This is a genomic window from Halalkalibacter oceani (assembly GCF_023715705.1).
GTDB classification, from domain to species: Bacteria; Bacillota; Bacilli; order Bacillales; family Bacillaceae_D; genus Halalkalibacter; species Halalkalibacter oceani_A.
Window position 1 is genome coordinate 89,452 of record NZ_JAMBOS010000002.1, and the last position, 14,444, is coordinate 103,895.

At 48.3% G+C, this 14,444-nt stretch carries 11 protein-coding genes and 1 other annotated feature; of the genes, 7 read left to right on the plus strand and 4 right to left on the minus strand.

The window, feature by feature from the left end:
- Nucleotides 1–255: 255 nt before the first annotated feature.
- The 3 genes from ccpA to motS are packed head-to-tail and all read left to right on the plus strand — an operon-like array spanning nucleotide 256 to nucleotide 2,841.
- The gene (gene ccpA / locus M3212_RS02330; protein WP_251192335.1) at nucleotides 256–1,257 is read left to right on the plus strand and encodes a catabolite control protein A; all 1,002 of its coding nucleotides are present in this window, start codon (nucleotides 256–258) and stop codon (nucleotides 1,255–1,257) included.
- Between the two features lie 29 nt (nucleotides 1,258–1,286).
- A complete protein-coding gene (gene motP / locus M3212_RS02335; RefSeq protein WP_251192336.1) occupies nucleotides 1,287–2,090 on the plus strand; it encodes a flagellar motor protein MotP in 804 nt (267 codons plus the stop codon).
- Nucleotides 2,077–2,841 carry a flagellar motor protein MotS gene (gene motS, locus M3212_RS02340; RefSeq protein WP_251192577.1) on the plus strand — a complete coding sequence of 255 codons (765 nt, stop codon included), beginning with the start codon at nucleotides 2,077–2,079 and terminating at the stop codon, nucleotides 2,839–2,841. Before motP ends, motS begins: the two co-directional genes overlap by 14 nt.
- Before the next feature lie 121 nt (nucleotides 2,842–2,962).
- Here motS and M3212_RS02345 read toward each other — a convergent pair whose 3' ends face one another.
- Genes M3212_RS02345 through M3212_RS02355 form a run of 3 tightly spaced genes read right to left on the minus strand, consistent with a single transcriptional unit; the run spans nucleotide 2,963 to nucleotide 5,433 of the window.
- Entirely contained in the window at nucleotides 2,963–4,135 is a 1,173-nt protein-coding gene (locus M3212_RS02345) for an acetoin utilization protein AcuC (protein WP_251192337.1), read from the minus strand.
- On the minus strand, nucleotides 4,135–4,776 hold the full coding sequence (locus tag M3212_RS02350; RefSeq protein WP_251192338.1) for an acetoin utilization AcuB family protein: 642 nt from the start codon (nucleotides 4,774–4,776) through the stop codon (nucleotides 4,135–4,137). Before M3212_RS02350 ends, M3212_RS02345 begins: the two co-directional genes overlap by 1 nt.
- A 24-nt stretch (nucleotides 4,777–4,800) precedes the next feature.
- On the minus strand, nucleotides 4,801–5,433 hold the full coding sequence (locus tag M3212_RS02355; protein ID WP_251192339.1) for a GNAT family N-acetyltransferase: 633 nt from the start codon (nucleotides 5,431–5,433) through the stop codon (nucleotides 4,801–4,803).
- A 154-nt stretch (nucleotides 5,434–5,587) separates the two neighbouring features.
- On the opposite strand from M3212_RS02355, the gene acsA reads away from it, so the two are divergent.
- Complete coding sequence (gene acsA, locus M3212_RS02360) at nucleotides 5,588–7,303, plus strand: acetate--CoA ligase (RefSeq protein WP_251192340.1); 1,716 nt, start codon at nucleotides 5,588–5,590, stop codon at nucleotides 7,301–7,303.
- A 656-nt stretch (nucleotides 7,304–7,959) separates the two neighbouring features.
- On the opposite strand, the gene M3212_RS21965 is transcribed toward acsA, so the two are convergent.
- Nucleotides 7,960–10,890 carry a transglycosylase domain-containing protein gene (locus M3212_RS21965; protein ID WP_285873956.1) on the minus strand — a complete coding sequence of 977 codons (2,931 nt, stop codon included), beginning with the start codon at nucleotides 10,888–10,890 and terminating at the stop codon, nucleotides 7,960–7,962.
- Nucleotides 10,891–11,028: 138 nt separating this feature from the next.
- Nucleotides 11,029–11,235: a binding site (T-box leader), on the plus strand.
- Between the two features lie 60 nt (nucleotides 11,236–11,295).
- Here M3212_RS21965 and tyrS point away from each other — a divergent pair.
- From tyrS to M3212_RS02380, 3 genes are all read left to right on the plus strand, one after another.
- Nucleotides 11,296–12,537 carry a tyrosine--tRNA ligase gene (gene tyrS, locus M3212_RS02370; protein WP_251192341.1) on the plus strand — a complete coding sequence of 414 codons (1,242 nt, stop codon included), beginning with the start codon at nucleotides 11,296–11,298 and terminating at the stop codon, nucleotides 12,535–12,537.
- A gap of 116 nt (nucleotides 12,538–12,653) precedes the next feature.
- Complete coding sequence (locus M3212_RS02375) at nucleotides 12,654–13,202, plus strand: TetR/AcrR family transcriptional regulator (RefSeq protein ID WP_251192342.1); 549 nt, start codon at nucleotides 12,654–12,656, stop codon at nucleotides 13,200–13,202.
- Between the two features lie 62 nt (nucleotides 13,203–13,264).
- Nucleotides 13,265–14,374 (plus strand): MFS transporter, encoded by a 1,110-nt coding sequence (locus tag M3212_RS02380; RefSeq protein WP_251192343.1) that lies wholly within the window; start codon nucleotides 13,265–13,267, stop codon nucleotides 14,372–14,374.
- Nucleotides 14,375–14,444: the final 70 nt, after the last annotated feature.

The following is a 14,444-nucleotide window of genomic DNA, read 5'->3' on the forward strand; positions in this document are numbered from 1 at the left end:
AAAGGACCTGTTTCCTTTTGCTGCACCTCTTTTTTATGAACTCACATGATTATTGTCAAACAGGAGAATAATAAGCGGGAATAGACATCGGAGGAGGAAGAAGAAGTGTCGACTGTCTACTTTTCTGAAAAGAAATTGAAAATGCTGTGAAAATTTTTCATAAGCGGGTCGATATAAGTAGTGTAAGACATTGCGGAACCTCCTCATAGTATCGTATGATAACAATACATTAAGTTCGCTGAAGGAGGATTACTTTTGAATACGACAATATACGATGTAGCACGAGAAGCGGGTGTGTCTATGGCGACGGTATCGCGGGTTGTCAATGGAAACCCGAATGTCAAGCCGGCAACTCGTAAAAAGGTTCTGGATGCGATTGAACGGTTAGGATACCGTCCGAACGCGGTGGCGCGTGGTCTCGCCAGTAAAAAAACGACGACTGTAGGGGTCATTATCCCCGATATTTCAAGCATTTTCTTTGCGGAGCTGGCCCGGGGGATTGAGGATATTGCAACGATGTATAAATACAATATCATTCTTTGTAACTCCGATCAGAACAAGGAAAAGGAAATTCATTTAATTAACACCCTTTTGGAGAAACAGGTTGACGGGATTGTCTTCATGGGCAGTGTGATTACTGAAGAGCATGTCGAGCAATTTAAGCGTTCACCTGTTCCGGTTGTGCTGGCGGCGACCCTTGATACGAACAAGGAACTGCCATCTGTCAACATTGATTATAAGCAGGCAGTTCATGATGCGATCAACAGCCTGATTGAAAAAGGACATCAACGAATCGGGATGCTATCAGGAACGCTCGATGATCCAATTAACGGATACCAGAAGTTTGCCGGTTACCGGGAAGCGCTCGAGGAAAACGGGATCGAGTTCGATGAAGAGCTGGTCGTCATTGGAGATTATACATATGATTCGGGCCTTGAAGCGATGCATTCCTTTTTGCAGTTGAATGAAAAGCCGACGGCAATCTTCGCTGCGACAGACGAAATGGCATTAGGCATTATTCACGCTGCCCAGGATAATGGCATTTCCATTCCTGATGACCTCGAAGTGATCGGCTTTGATAATACACGATTAGCTGTAATGGTACGCCCGACGCTGACGACAGTCGTACAGCCTATTTACGATATTGGTGCTGTATCGATGAGATTGCTGACAAAATATATGAACAAAGAGGAAGTGCTTGATCACATTGTGGAGCTCCCTCACCGTATTGAGTATCGTCAATCAACGAAAGCGTAAGCGGCAGATTGTAAGGCAGGGAGAGGACTATGAAAAAATTTGATTTGCTGACGCCAATAGGACTCGTTTTAGGGGTTTCCGTGCTCCTATTGGCTGTCTTTTCAAACTCTGGACCATCTGGACTTATTTTCTTTATTCAAATTTCCTCTATTTTAATTGTCGCTGGAGGAGTGTTTGCCGCAATTGTGATCACGTTTTCCTTTGCGGAACTGAAAGCAGTGCCGAAAGTTGTGCGCGAAGCATTTCGGACGGAAGATCACGATTTGCAAGAATTGATCGAGACATTTGTCGAGTTATCAGGAAAGGCAAGACGTGAAGGATTATTGGCGCTGGAAGCGGGTCTTGATGATGTGGATGATCCGTTTATCAAAAAAGGAGTGCTCCTTGCTGTTGACGGGATTGAGCCCGATGTCATTAAGGATATTATGATGGCAGAGGTCGTGGCGATGGAAGAACGTCACCGTAAAGGGCGGGCCATCATCGAAAAAGCGGGAGAATATGCTCCGGCGTGGGGGATGATCGGAACACTAGTCGGGCTTGTTCTGATGCTGCAAAATTTAAATGATCCGAGTTCATTGGGGCCGAGCATGGCGGTCGCCCTTTTAACGACGTTATATGGAACGGTACTGGCCAATCTTGTCTTTTTGCCGATGGCTACGAAACTAGTAAACAAGACTGATGAAGAAGTTTTTGTGAAGCAAATTATTATTGAAGGAGTTATTGGCGTGCAATCTGGTCAAAACCCTAAAATTCTTGAAGAAAAGCTGAGTGCATTCATTTTGAAAACGAAGCAAAAAGAAGAAGATTTAGGTGATGAGTATGATCAAGCGTAGAAGGCGCCGGCAAGTCGATAAGGGGGCACCGAAATGGATGGTCACCTTTTCCGATATGATGACTCTTATTCTCGTATTCTTTATTCTCTTATTCTCGATGTCTGTTGTCGATGCTCAGAAATTTCGCGCGATTGCTGAATCTTTTCAGCAAAGACAAATTTTCGAGTTTCTCCCTTCAGCGATTGAATTTGATAACACTGCCGAAGAGCGTGAAGGGGACAGGCAAGATCCTTTTGAGGACGGACAGTTCGGGGAAAGCGGAGCTGAAACGGCTGAAGTGAATATGGACGCTCTTCTGGCCGAAGTCCAAAATTTCCTTGAGGAAAACAATCTGACCGAGGGGATCTCGGCAACGAGAGATGACCGCGGGGTCGTATTAGTCCTGCAAGAACGGACGCTGTTTGAAACCGCTGAAGCTGATATTCTTCCGGAGGCGCTTCCTTTTTTAGAAAAGGTCGGAACATTACTTGAAGCGATTCCAAACATGGTCAAGGTTGAAGGGCATACGGACAGCCGGCCGATATCCACTTTTCGCTACCCGTCAAACTGGGAGCTGTCCGGAGCGAGAGCGAGCAGTGTAATCCGCCATTTACTCGATACATATGATCTTGATCCGAAGCGTTTTGTAGCGACGGGGTATGGGGATACGCGCCCGGTCGTACCGAATACATCGGTTGAAAACCTGCAGACCAACCGCCGCGTCGTCATTGTCATTTCTGATCCGAACAGTGAAGACAATCAAACGTTCTAAATCAGGTCAGTCCTGAATAGAGATCCAGTATGAGGCGGGCTCCGTTCTGCACCAGCCAGGAGGAAAGAAATCACTTTCCTTCTGGCTTTTTAGTCGTGCGAGGTTTCTGCTTTGCACTTGGCTAGGACGATCGCTTTTTTTCATTGAGAATATGAAAAATCGCTTTTTCCAATGTTTTTCGGTTTTTCTCTGTAATTTCCTGTTTGCGCGGGATGACTGGAATCAGGTCGGCTGGATCATCCCAGGAGGACGGCAGTTCGACATCAGCCTGCTTTTCCCAGGCTTGTAACCACTCTTTGACGAGAGGTTCGCTACGCTTCGCGGTTTGGCCGGTCATCTCAAGCCAAATCGAAGCCCAGGCACGCGGTACGACACGCCAAATGTCATAGCCACCACCGCCTACAGCGATCCATTTTCCCCCGCAATAGTCATGGGCGATGTCGTGAGCGATTCTTGGAATCTCATGAAAGGTCCGGATGGAAGAGCATAGATGAGTCAACGGATCGAGATGGTGGGCATCAGCTCCGTTTTGCGTTACGATGACATCCGGCTTGAAAAAGTCGGCCACTTCGCGGATGGATGCCTCATATACTTCGAGAAAGGAATCATCCTCTGTAAACGCATCAAGCGGAACATTAATCGAAAAGCCGTATCCTTTTCCCGATCCTTTTTCATGCACTTGCCCGGTACCCGGAAATAAGTAGCGCCCGGTTTCATGAATGCTTAACGTACAAACATCCGGATCATCGTAAAAAGCCCACTGAACCCCGTCGCCATGATGAGCGTCAGTGTCGACATACAGCACTCTGGCCCCGTATTTCTTTCGCATGTATTCAATCGCAATCGAGCTGTCATTATAGATGCAAAATCCCGATGCTTTCCCTTTAAATCCATGATGCAGACCTCCGCCGAGATGAAGCGCGTGTAAGGCGGAGCCGCTCATGACTTGATCAACGGCTGTCAGTGTCCCGCCGACGAGAAGGGAAGCAGCTTCATGCATCTGCGGAAAGATCGGCGTATCCTCGGTTCCAAGACCATAGCTGCCGGCGACAGACTCCGCAAGTCGGCCTTCACTTGCTTCCTTTACCGCCTCAATATAGGCCTGATCATGAATGAGAGCGATTTCATCTTCACTTGCCATTCGCGGTTTTATGATCTGGTCATCAGAAAGGGCGCCGCTTTTCTTTAATAAATCATAGGTTAGAGCAAGCCGCAAATGATTAAAAGGATGCTTTTCGTTAAAGCGATATGCCTGCTGCTCGTCTGAAAATACAAATACGGATTGATGCTTCATCAAGATAACCTCGGTTCGCCGGGCGAGAGGACTTCGTAGCCCTGTTCCTCAAGAATAGCGATTAGGCGGCGCGGATCCATCGTTTGAACGCGAAAGGTTAATACTTTATAGGCCGGGTCTTTGTACGGGTAGACAAGAACGCTCGTAATATTGACCTTGTTGAGCTTGAAGATGGTGGCAATATCGGCCAGCTTCCCGGTAATATTCTCGACCTTAATCTCAATATGAGAGCTTGGCTGATTGGCACCGATCAGTTCAACCAAGGTGTGGAGCACATCTTTTTCGGTAATCAGGCCGACTAATCTGCCGCTATCGATAATCGGTAGGCAGCCGATATGATGCTCGTAAAAAATATTCGAGATTTCCTCGACGAAATCGAGCGGGTGGGCAGTAATCACGCCCCGTTTCATAATAGTGGAAACAGGCTTATGAAAGTCTTCCAGGTGATCGGTTGCATGGAAAATTGAGGGGCTTGCATCGCGAATATCACGATCCGAGACAATGCCGATAATATGGTGATCCTCGTCGACGATTGGAATATGTTTGATTTTATGAAGCTCGATCAGACGCATCGCTTCTTTAATTGTCGCATCAGCATCCAATGTAATCACGTCCCGCGTCATAATCTGTTCAATAAGCATACCATTACCACCTCTTTCGTTGTACTAGTACATAAATCGGTTTTGAAAGCGAAGCTGGTCAAATTTCTGTAACGACTCGGCGGAAATTCGTTTGCCGATCCGTGCCATAAGGCAATTTGCCGGATGGGAGCAGATCTCCGGATCATCAGTCGCGTACCATTCCAGACCGCCGGCGTTCATCATTTTTTCCATCATTTTGCGGTATTCCCATACATCGAGGCCGCTTCCTTTTAAGTCCCAATGCCAATAATATTCTGTTGTGATGATGATATAGTCCTCCATCGCGTCATCGAGCATCGACATTCGCAGTAAGTTCTTTCCGAGCTGGGCCCCGCGGTAATCGGGAGCAATTTCAATCGCGCCAAGCTCAAGCAGGTTTTCCATCCTGCCTTCAGCCCAGCGTTCCATCGGGTCCGGATAGACGAAAGTGACATAGCCGACAACCGTTTGCTGGTCGCGGATAATATTAATTCGACCTTCCGGTAAATCAGCGATGCCTAAGAGCGCTTCCTTTTGCTCCTGCGGCGGACGAAACGAGACAAGTCCTGGATGAAAGTCGTAAGTTGCAAGCTCCCCGGCGGGAACAGGACCTTCAATTTGCAAAGGACGCCCATCAAATAAAACTTCTACACAATAATAGGTTTTGGAGTGAATCATGATCTGTTTTCCCCACCTCAATTTGCCCGTTATTTTATCTAGGGTATAAGCTTATTTTCTCATAGATTTTTCCGTGGAACAATTTTAATTTGAATAAAGGATCTATCTGTATTATAATAGTTTATGAAAATACATAGAGAGAGGAAGATGTGTAATGAAAATGCAAGCGCTTCCATCTGAAAACAAAAATAGCAACCTCGTTAACTATGAAGAGACGGCTGCTTCCTTTGATTGGAGCTCTGTTGAACAACGGTTCACCTGGAGTAAAACTGGCAAGCTGAACCTCGCTTATGAAGCGATTGATCGCCACGCAGAGGAAGGGAAGGGAGAGAAAGTCGCCCTTTACTATAGCGATAAAAACAGAGATGAACAATATACGTTTAATGAAATGAAACAGTATTCCAATAAAGCCGGCAATGTGCTGCGGGAAACGGGCGTGAAAAAAGGGGACCGGGTGTTTATTTTTATGCCGCGTTCGCCAGAGCTTTATTTTGCGACGCTCGGCGCGATTAAGCTCGGGGCGATTGTCGGGCCGTTATTCGAAGCATTTATGGAAGGAGCGGTACGTGACCGGCTGGAGGATAGCGAGGCGAAAGTATTAGTTACAACGCCTACATTGCTTGAGCGTGTTCCGGTTGATGATCTGCCGAAGCTCGAAACGATTTTAATTGTTGATGAAGCCTATGAGGAGAATGGTTCATACTTAAACTTCTTAACGCGCTTGAACGCGGCAAGCGATGAGCTCGACATTGAATGGGTGGACCGTGAAGACGGCCTGATTCTTCATTATACCTCTGGTTCAACCGGGAAGCCGAAAGGCGTGTTGCATGTTCATAACGCAATGCTCCAGCATTACCAGACCGCCAAATGGGTGCTCGATCTTAAGGATGATGATATTTATTGGTGTACCGCTGATCCGGGCTGGGTGACGGGGACCGCCTATGGTATTTTTGGTCCGTGGCTGACCGGTACGACAAATGTCGTGCGCGGCGGACGCTTCAGCCCGCAGGACTGGTACGAGACATTGGAGCGTTACCGCGTTTCGGTCTGGTACAGTGCGCCTACCGCGTTCCGGATGCTGATGAGTGCCGGGGATGAAGTCGTGAAAAATTATAATCTGTCCTCCTTGCGCCATATTCTAAGTGTAGGAGAGCCGCTTAATCCTGAAGTCGTTCGCTGGGGCAAGAAAGTATTTGACCTCCGTATTCATGATACGTGGTGGATGACGGAAACGGGAGCGCAGATAATTTGTAACTACCCGTCCATGGACATTCGTCCGGGATCAATGGGGAAACCGATTCCGGGTGTCAAAGCGGCGATTATTGACGATCAGGGCAATGAGCTCCCGCCGAATCGGATGGGGAATCTCGCGATTAAAAAAGGCTGGCCGTCAATGATGCGTGCGATCTGGAACAATGAGGAAAAATATAACAGCTATTTTGAAATTGAGGGCTGGTACGTATCAGGCGATTCGGCTTATATGGATGAGGATGGGTACTTCTGGTTCCAGGGACGGATTGATGATGTGATCATGACCTCGGGCGAGCGAGTCGGTCCATTTGAAGTCGAGAGTAAGCTCGTTGAGCATCCGGCTGTAGCCGAAGCCGGGGTTATCGGCAAACCGGATCCGGTCCGCGGTGAAATTATTAAAGCCTTTGTCGCATTGCGTGACGGCTATGAAGTGACCGATGAGCTGCAGGAAGACATTCGGAACTTTGTCAAAAAAGGATTGGCGGCACACGCCGCACCGCGCGAAATCGAGTTCCGGGATAAATTACCGAAGACGAGAAGTGGGAAAATTATGCGTCGTGTCCTGAAAGCCTGGGAGCTTGACCTTCCAACAGGCGACTTATCGACAATGGAGGATTAACGGCAAATACAGGGGCTGGGCCAACAGGTTGTTTTTTGACCTTTTGCCCAGCCTTTCCTTATGGGTAGGAGGGTGGCTCATCCTCTTTTTTTGTGTGCAGGATGGAAGTGAGTGGGGATTTGTCAGCGAAGCTTGTTCGGTAGAAGTACCTTTGCTCTTTGCGGCTTATTGATGCCGCCACATTGTCAGAATGCGGGATGAAGCAGTGCACCGGTTGTGGCTTTTTACGGCCTCACCCTTGTTACATTTCTGTAAGGTTTATGAACGCCTGGGGAAGGGAATAGCCAGTAACAAGAATAAGTCGTAGAAGAGAGGGTGCTTAGTTATGATTCGAACGATTTTGATGATTATAGGAGCGATTGTCGTCATCAGTCTCATTCTTTCGTTGCTTTAATGATAGGAAGGGAAGGGCGGTTGCTGCCTGAAAAAGGGGCGAAAGTCTTTCGTTTGATTGACACAAAAAAGAACTTGAGCAAAAAGGGCTTTCACTTATTGGCAGTGGCTCCACACGCCATAAGTCCGCATATTGCGTAAGGGCTGGGCAAAAGGTGTTTTTTTCTACCTTTTGCCCAGCCCTTTTTGCAAAGATGCATAGAGAGGAACAGAGTTCTCCGCCCTAGGCGAGTAGCAGGGCGAAGACATGCTCCTTTTTAAAGCTAATTATTTTCATCCTCTGGTGGGGATTCGTCAGGTGGCGGGTTATTGCCAGGACCGTTATTTCCGTTCCCACCCCCATTTCCATTGCCTGAATCCGGTTCAGTCGGTTGCCCCGGCGTATTACCGCCGTTTCCGTTGCCTGAATCAGGCTGGTTATTACCGTTATTAGAACCCCCAGGCGAGTTGTCCCCGTTGTCAGAATCCGGTTCTTCCTGTCCGGTATCCGGCTGATCGTCATTTTGCTCCGGTTCGCTGCCGGCTATGGCGTTTGAGGCCGCCGATTCACGTCCTGCCGAATCAACAGCTGTGACATAGTACGAAAAGGACCCTGCCTGAACAGTCAGGCTTGTATTCGTATTTTCACGCACGCTTGTGAAAAGCTGATAATTGTCCTGTCCATGGCCAGCTCTGTAAATCCGGTAGCCGACGATGTCATTGTCCGGGTGCTTATTCCAGCTCAATGTTTGTCCATTTAAAGCTACCCCGCCAACCTGTCCTGGGGTCCGTCCATTGTTTGGCGCTTCCCTTTCAGGAATAATATTTCTCATCGACTCCGGCAAATAACTGGAAAGGTCGCCGATATCTAAAAAGTCCTTTGATATCGCCACTCCCTGTTCGGTGAATTCAGCAGGGGTCGATGACAAGGCAAGGTAGTTTTGTCCGTCAATCGTCACATAGCGCGCGCTTTCCAAGCTGTCATCGGTTTCGGACGGCAAAAATTTGACGTTAAAGAGATCCGTTGTGACAAGCCCTGCCTGCTGGCAAATCGTCGATGGCAAGAGACCTGTCAAACTGCAAATGGAACGTCTGACAATGCCATCCGGCATCTCAAATCTTTCGCTTGGCGCCAGCAGCTCCGGATTAACTGAGTGAGCCGCATTGGCAAGATTGGCCCATATTTGCTGCGTCCGTGGCCCGTAGCGTAATCCGCCAACGGTGCGCTGAATCTCTTTCGGCGTATCATAGCCAATCCAGACGCCGAGCGTTACATTCGGGTTGAACCCGACAAACCACGAATCGTAGACATTGCTCGTTGTCCCCGTTTTTCCAGCCCAATCAGCTGAAAATGATAACCGGCCTGGAAGAGAGCTTGCTGTTCCACCCGGACGAAGGACATCCCGCAGCATATCAAGCGTCAAATAAGCTGTTTGCGGTGTGAAGACATCCCTGGTTACAGGCTCGTGCTCATATACCAATTGCCCGTCAGCTGTTTCAATCCGCTCAATGAGATAGGATTCCACATAGGTCCCTCCATTGGCGAAGGTGGCAAAGGCATTCGTGTTCTGTTCGACAGTAACATTGTTCTCAGTAGCGCCGAGCGGAGCGGATTCATAAGGCTCGCCGCTGTTGAGGCGGAAGCCGAGATTAAGCAAAGTTTCCCGCGCCTGTTCATGCGGTACTCTCTTAAAGGAGCGAATCGCCGGAACGTTGCGTGAGCGGGCAAGCGACTCCCGGACGGAAAGCAAGCCTTGGTGCTGGTTGTCAAAGTTTGTGATTTCCTGTCCGCCGGAATAATATGCTTGCGTATCCGGGACGACAATTCCCGGCTGGACGGCGCCGATCTCCATCGCGGGTGCATAAGCCAACAGCGGCTTCATCGTTGAACCATTTTGCCGGTATGCCTGGGTTGCATGATTGTATTGCAGGTCTCCGCCTTCATCCCGGCCGCCGACAAAGCTTTTAATCGCTCCCGTATGATTTTCAATCAGGATGGCGCCGACTTCTTCCTGCTCACCATCCTTCATTGGACCAAAGAGAGCATCGTTTTGCACGGCCTCCTGCATCGCAATATACATGTTCTTATCAACCGTCGTATGAATTCTGTAGCCCCCGCTTCTGAGCTGGGTCGAAGCCTGATCGCGGAAGCGGTTATAGGTTTCGAGCCGTTCCTCTTCGTTCAGCTCATCAAGTGAAATTCCTTCCTCCTCGAGGCGCTGCAAAATCAGAATGTCGGTTGCCCGCCGCATTACCTCGTATGTGAGATAAGGATATTGATCGATTGGAGCCGGAGTACTTGCGGTTAAATTTTCGCGGATATCGTAGCGCAAGGCTTCCTGATAGTCCGCCTCCGAAATGAAGCCTCCCTCATACATTCTTGATAAAACGGTTTTCATCCGGTTAAGACCGGGGTCGAGATTTTCCTTAATTGAGCCGTCCCCGGTAAAAGGGGTGTAGCCAAACGGACTTTGCGGCAGGCCGGCAATATAAGCGGCCTGCGGGATAGAAAGATCCTTTGCGTCGACCCCGAATATCCCCTGGGCGGCCGCCTGCACACCGGCAATATGCCGACCCGAGGAATTACGCCCGAAAGGCACGATGTTTAAATAAGCTTCAAGGATTTCGTCCTTTTCCAGAAATTGTTCCAGCCTTAGAGCGAGCAGGATCTCCGTTGCCTTCCGGTCAAAAGAGACTTCACTTGTCAAAATTTGGTTCTTGATTAGCTGCTGTGTTAATGTACTGCCCCCGGTTTGGACGGTGGTGTTAGCGAATTCCTGGAAGGTTGCCCGCATGATCGCCTTCGGGACAATGCCCTCATGCTCATAAAAATACTCATCCTCGGTCGCGATAATCGCATTTTTCAAATGATCGGACACATCTTCGAGCGCCACCTTATGCCGCTCGATTTCGGAAGGAAGCTCACCGAGATAAACATTGTCAGCAAAAAAGACCTGGCTCGTTTCCTCGTAGTCATAAATCCGTGCTTTCATGTCATCGGCGCTGCGCAATGTTTCGTCCTGGACAAGAGAGGCGAAATATCCGGCTGCTGTCCCGCCGATGAAGAAAAGGGACATAAAGCCTGCGACTAAACATATGAGAAAAAGATTCCAGAATACCTGATATGTAATCCCGATTTTCCGAAAGATCTTCAGTTCATGGAGTCTTCTTGTAAACGCTTTGAGTTTCTCTATAAGTGCAGAATCCTGTTTCATAGCAAACCTCCTATATATCAGAAACATTATAGCATAATGATGTCGACGGAGGGTATGAAAACCGCAAAAAATGTAGAAGGTTATATTGACATGGGGGAATCATTGTGGTAAAAAAGAAGCATCGTAAATGGAGCATATATATAGGCAACGAAGGATCGAAGTAATCTTTGCTTCCCTGTTTTAGAGAGCTGATGGGTGGTGCGAATCAGTACACAGGCAACGATGAAATACAATCTGGAGCTTTCTTTGTGATAAGCAAAGAACGGAACTTTCCGTTATTGAAATGAAGTGGGAGAAGGCTGACTTCTTCAACAAGGGTGGTAACGCGAAAACCTCGTCCCTTTCTCAGGGAGGAGGTTTTTTTCTGCTTTGATGTAAAAGTGAATCGAAATAGGAGGAAGACAAATGGAAAAAGAGATAACGTTAACAGCTGAACAACAGACCGAGGTGGAGCGCCAGCTTGCTTATTTACAGCGCGGAGTGGTTGAAATTATTCCGGAAGCGGATTTCCGCCGAAAAATCGAAAAGTCCGTTGTTACCGGGAAGCCATTGAAAATCAAGCTCGGGATGGACCCGTCCGCTCCCGATGTTCACCTAGGCCATACGGTCGTCTTGCATAAACTTAGACAATTTCAGGAGCTGGGTCACGAGATTCAAATGCTGATCGGTGATTTCACCGGCAGAATCGGGGACCCGACCGGTAAATCTGAAACTAGAAAGCAGCTGACTGATGAAGAGGTAAAGAAAAATGCGGAAACCTATGTTGAGCAATATGGAAAAATTCTTGACATGGATAAAGCAAAGCTTTACTACAACTCAGCTTGGCTAAAAGAGCTGACGTTCGAAGATGTCATTAAGCTGGCCGGAAATATGACGGTGGCCCGGATGCTTGAACGTGACGATTTTGAAAAGCGGTATAAATCGGGGCAACCGATCTCGATTCACGAGTTTTTCTACCCGCTCATGCAAGGATATGATTCCGTGGCAATGGAATCTGACATTGAAGTAGGGGGAACCGATCAGAAGTTCAATTTATTGATGGGCAGACATTTGCAGGAAGCCTATGGGAAGGACAAGCAGGTCGCGCTGACGCTGCCGTTGATTGAAGGACTTGATGGGGAACGGAAGATGTCAAAGTCACTTGGCAATTATATCGGCATCGATGAAGCGCCTAATGAAATGTTCGGGAAGGCAATGTCGATTCCTGATGAGCTGATGGTGAAATATTATAAGCTGGCTACGGATCTTTCAATGGAAGAAATTGAAGAGCTTGAGCGTGGGATAAAAGACGGCAGCGTCCATCCAAGAGACGCGAAAATGCGCCTTGGCGCTACATTTGTGGAGATGTATCACGGCAAAGCAGCGGCGGATGAAGCGGTCGATTATTTCAAAACCGTCTTCCAGAAGCGTGCTTTACCGAGCGATATCCCGCAGGCGCAGTGGACGGGCGATAATCCGGTCTGGATCGTCGATTTGCTTGTTGAGCTGAAGCTGCTAAGCTCAAAAGGGGAAGCAAGGCGGATGATTCAGAACGGCGGAGTCAAAATAAATGAAGAAAAAGTAACCGATGTTCAGTTGCAGCTGCAAGTTGAGGACGGGCAGGTGATTCAAGTTGGAAAGCGTAAGTTTGTAAAACTAAGCTTGTAAGGAAAGTGAGACAGTGGCTTTGGGAGAACAGTCCTGAAGCCACTGTTTTCTCTTGCAAAAAGAAAATGAATATGCAAAAATAGAGTGATCGTTCTATATAAAGGTGGTTGGTTGAAATGAGCCGGAAAAAAGAGGATTTACTGGAGCATGCGGAACAGCTTTTTTATGAGCACGGCTTTCATGCAATTGGGTTGAAGAAAATCGTTACAGAGTCTGGAGTCGCGCTGATGACGCTGTACAATCATTTTCAATCGAAAGAGGATTTAATTATTGAAGTATTAAAAAGAAGAGAAGCACGGTACTTTTCCAGCTTGAAGGCGTGCATAAACCAGGCCAATGGGGAGCCTTCTATGGCGCTGATGGAAGCGCATCTTGTCTGGACACGGAGGTACGGATCGAATGGCTGTATGTTTTTAAGAGCGAAGGAAGAGTTTGCGAATGTCAATCAGGAAATTGTCGATTATGTCGATGCTCATAAGGAGGCGCTAATCGATTTTTTTAAAGCGGAGGGCTATGCAACTCGGAACGCGATCCAGCTCGCGCTGCTTTTTGAAGGAGCGACTGCTTTGGCGGAAACGAGGCCGCTTGATGAAGTTGCTGAGGAATGTCTCTTTTTTGTGAAACAAATCAGACAGGAGAGCGATCAAAAAGCTAAGTCAGAATAGAGAACGGGCTTAGTTTTTTGATTCAAAATAGAGTGATCGTTCTATCTAAAGGAGATGAGAATATGGGGAAAATCGTCTGGCCTGGTGTGGCGATGATTGCTGTTACTTATGCTTTGGCAAGGTTTAGCTTTGGTCTGTATTTGCCTGATATTTCGGCTTCACTTCAGCTGAAGGAAAGCACCGCCGGCATCGCTGCATCGGCTGCGTTTGCTTCCTATTCATTAGCGCTATTGACTGCTCCGTTTTTAACTCGAATGGTGGGCGCCTTCCGGCTCGTTCAGGCAGCTGGCCTCACAGTGATTGTCGGGATGAGTGGAATTGCGCTGGCACAAGGTCTTTCCTTGCTCGTGCTTAGTACGTTTGTGGCTGGACTCGGCAGTGGCTGGGCCTCGCCCGCATTAAGCCAGATTGCTACGAACTCGCTGAAGGAAGCGGAGAAGGATCGCGCGAATATATGGATAAACAGCGGTTCGGGATTCGGCCTGCTTGTAACCGGTCCCGTCGCTCTTTTGTTTACGGAGTATTGGCGGCTGGCTTATCTCCTGTTTGTCATGATCGCCTTAGCGGTGTTCCTCTGGAATTCACTCTCACTTCCAGTCCGGCAGGAGAAAGCGGGCAATTGGGAGTGGAAGGTATCGTGGCGTTCCATCAGCAAAGCAAAGGGGTTGCTTTCGGCTTCCCTCGTGATCGGTCTCAGTTCAGCGGTTTTTTGGGCATTTTCCCGCAGCTATTTAACTGTTGTACATCAGATGACTACACGGGAGAGCATTACTTTCTGGATGGTGATGGGAGCCGCCGGTATCATCGGGGGATTGGCGGGAAACATCATCAGGAAGTTTGGTCTGGATGTGATCTATCGGGTCGTTTTAGTTTTGATGCTGCTGGCGATTGGCCTCATTACGATCCCGGCTGTATGGTCGGTTTATGCCTCCGCCCTGCTGTTCGGCAGCGCGTATATCGCGTTGACGGGTGCTTTAATCGTCTGGGCGACGCGCTTGTTCCCGGCGGTGCCTTCCATCGGCGTCAGCCTGTCTTTTTTGGCGCTCGGTCTCGGGCAATCACTCGGCTCATTAGCTGGGGGAGCATTGATTGCCAGCACGTCATACCCGTTCGTATTTCTAATGTTTGCAGCCATTGGGACGGCGGGGCTGTTTATTGCTATTAAGCGCTAAAGTAATTATTTTTGCCGATGGGAAAGGCAGGCATCTTCCAGAGAGCGGAGTCGACGCCTAAAGCAGAGGG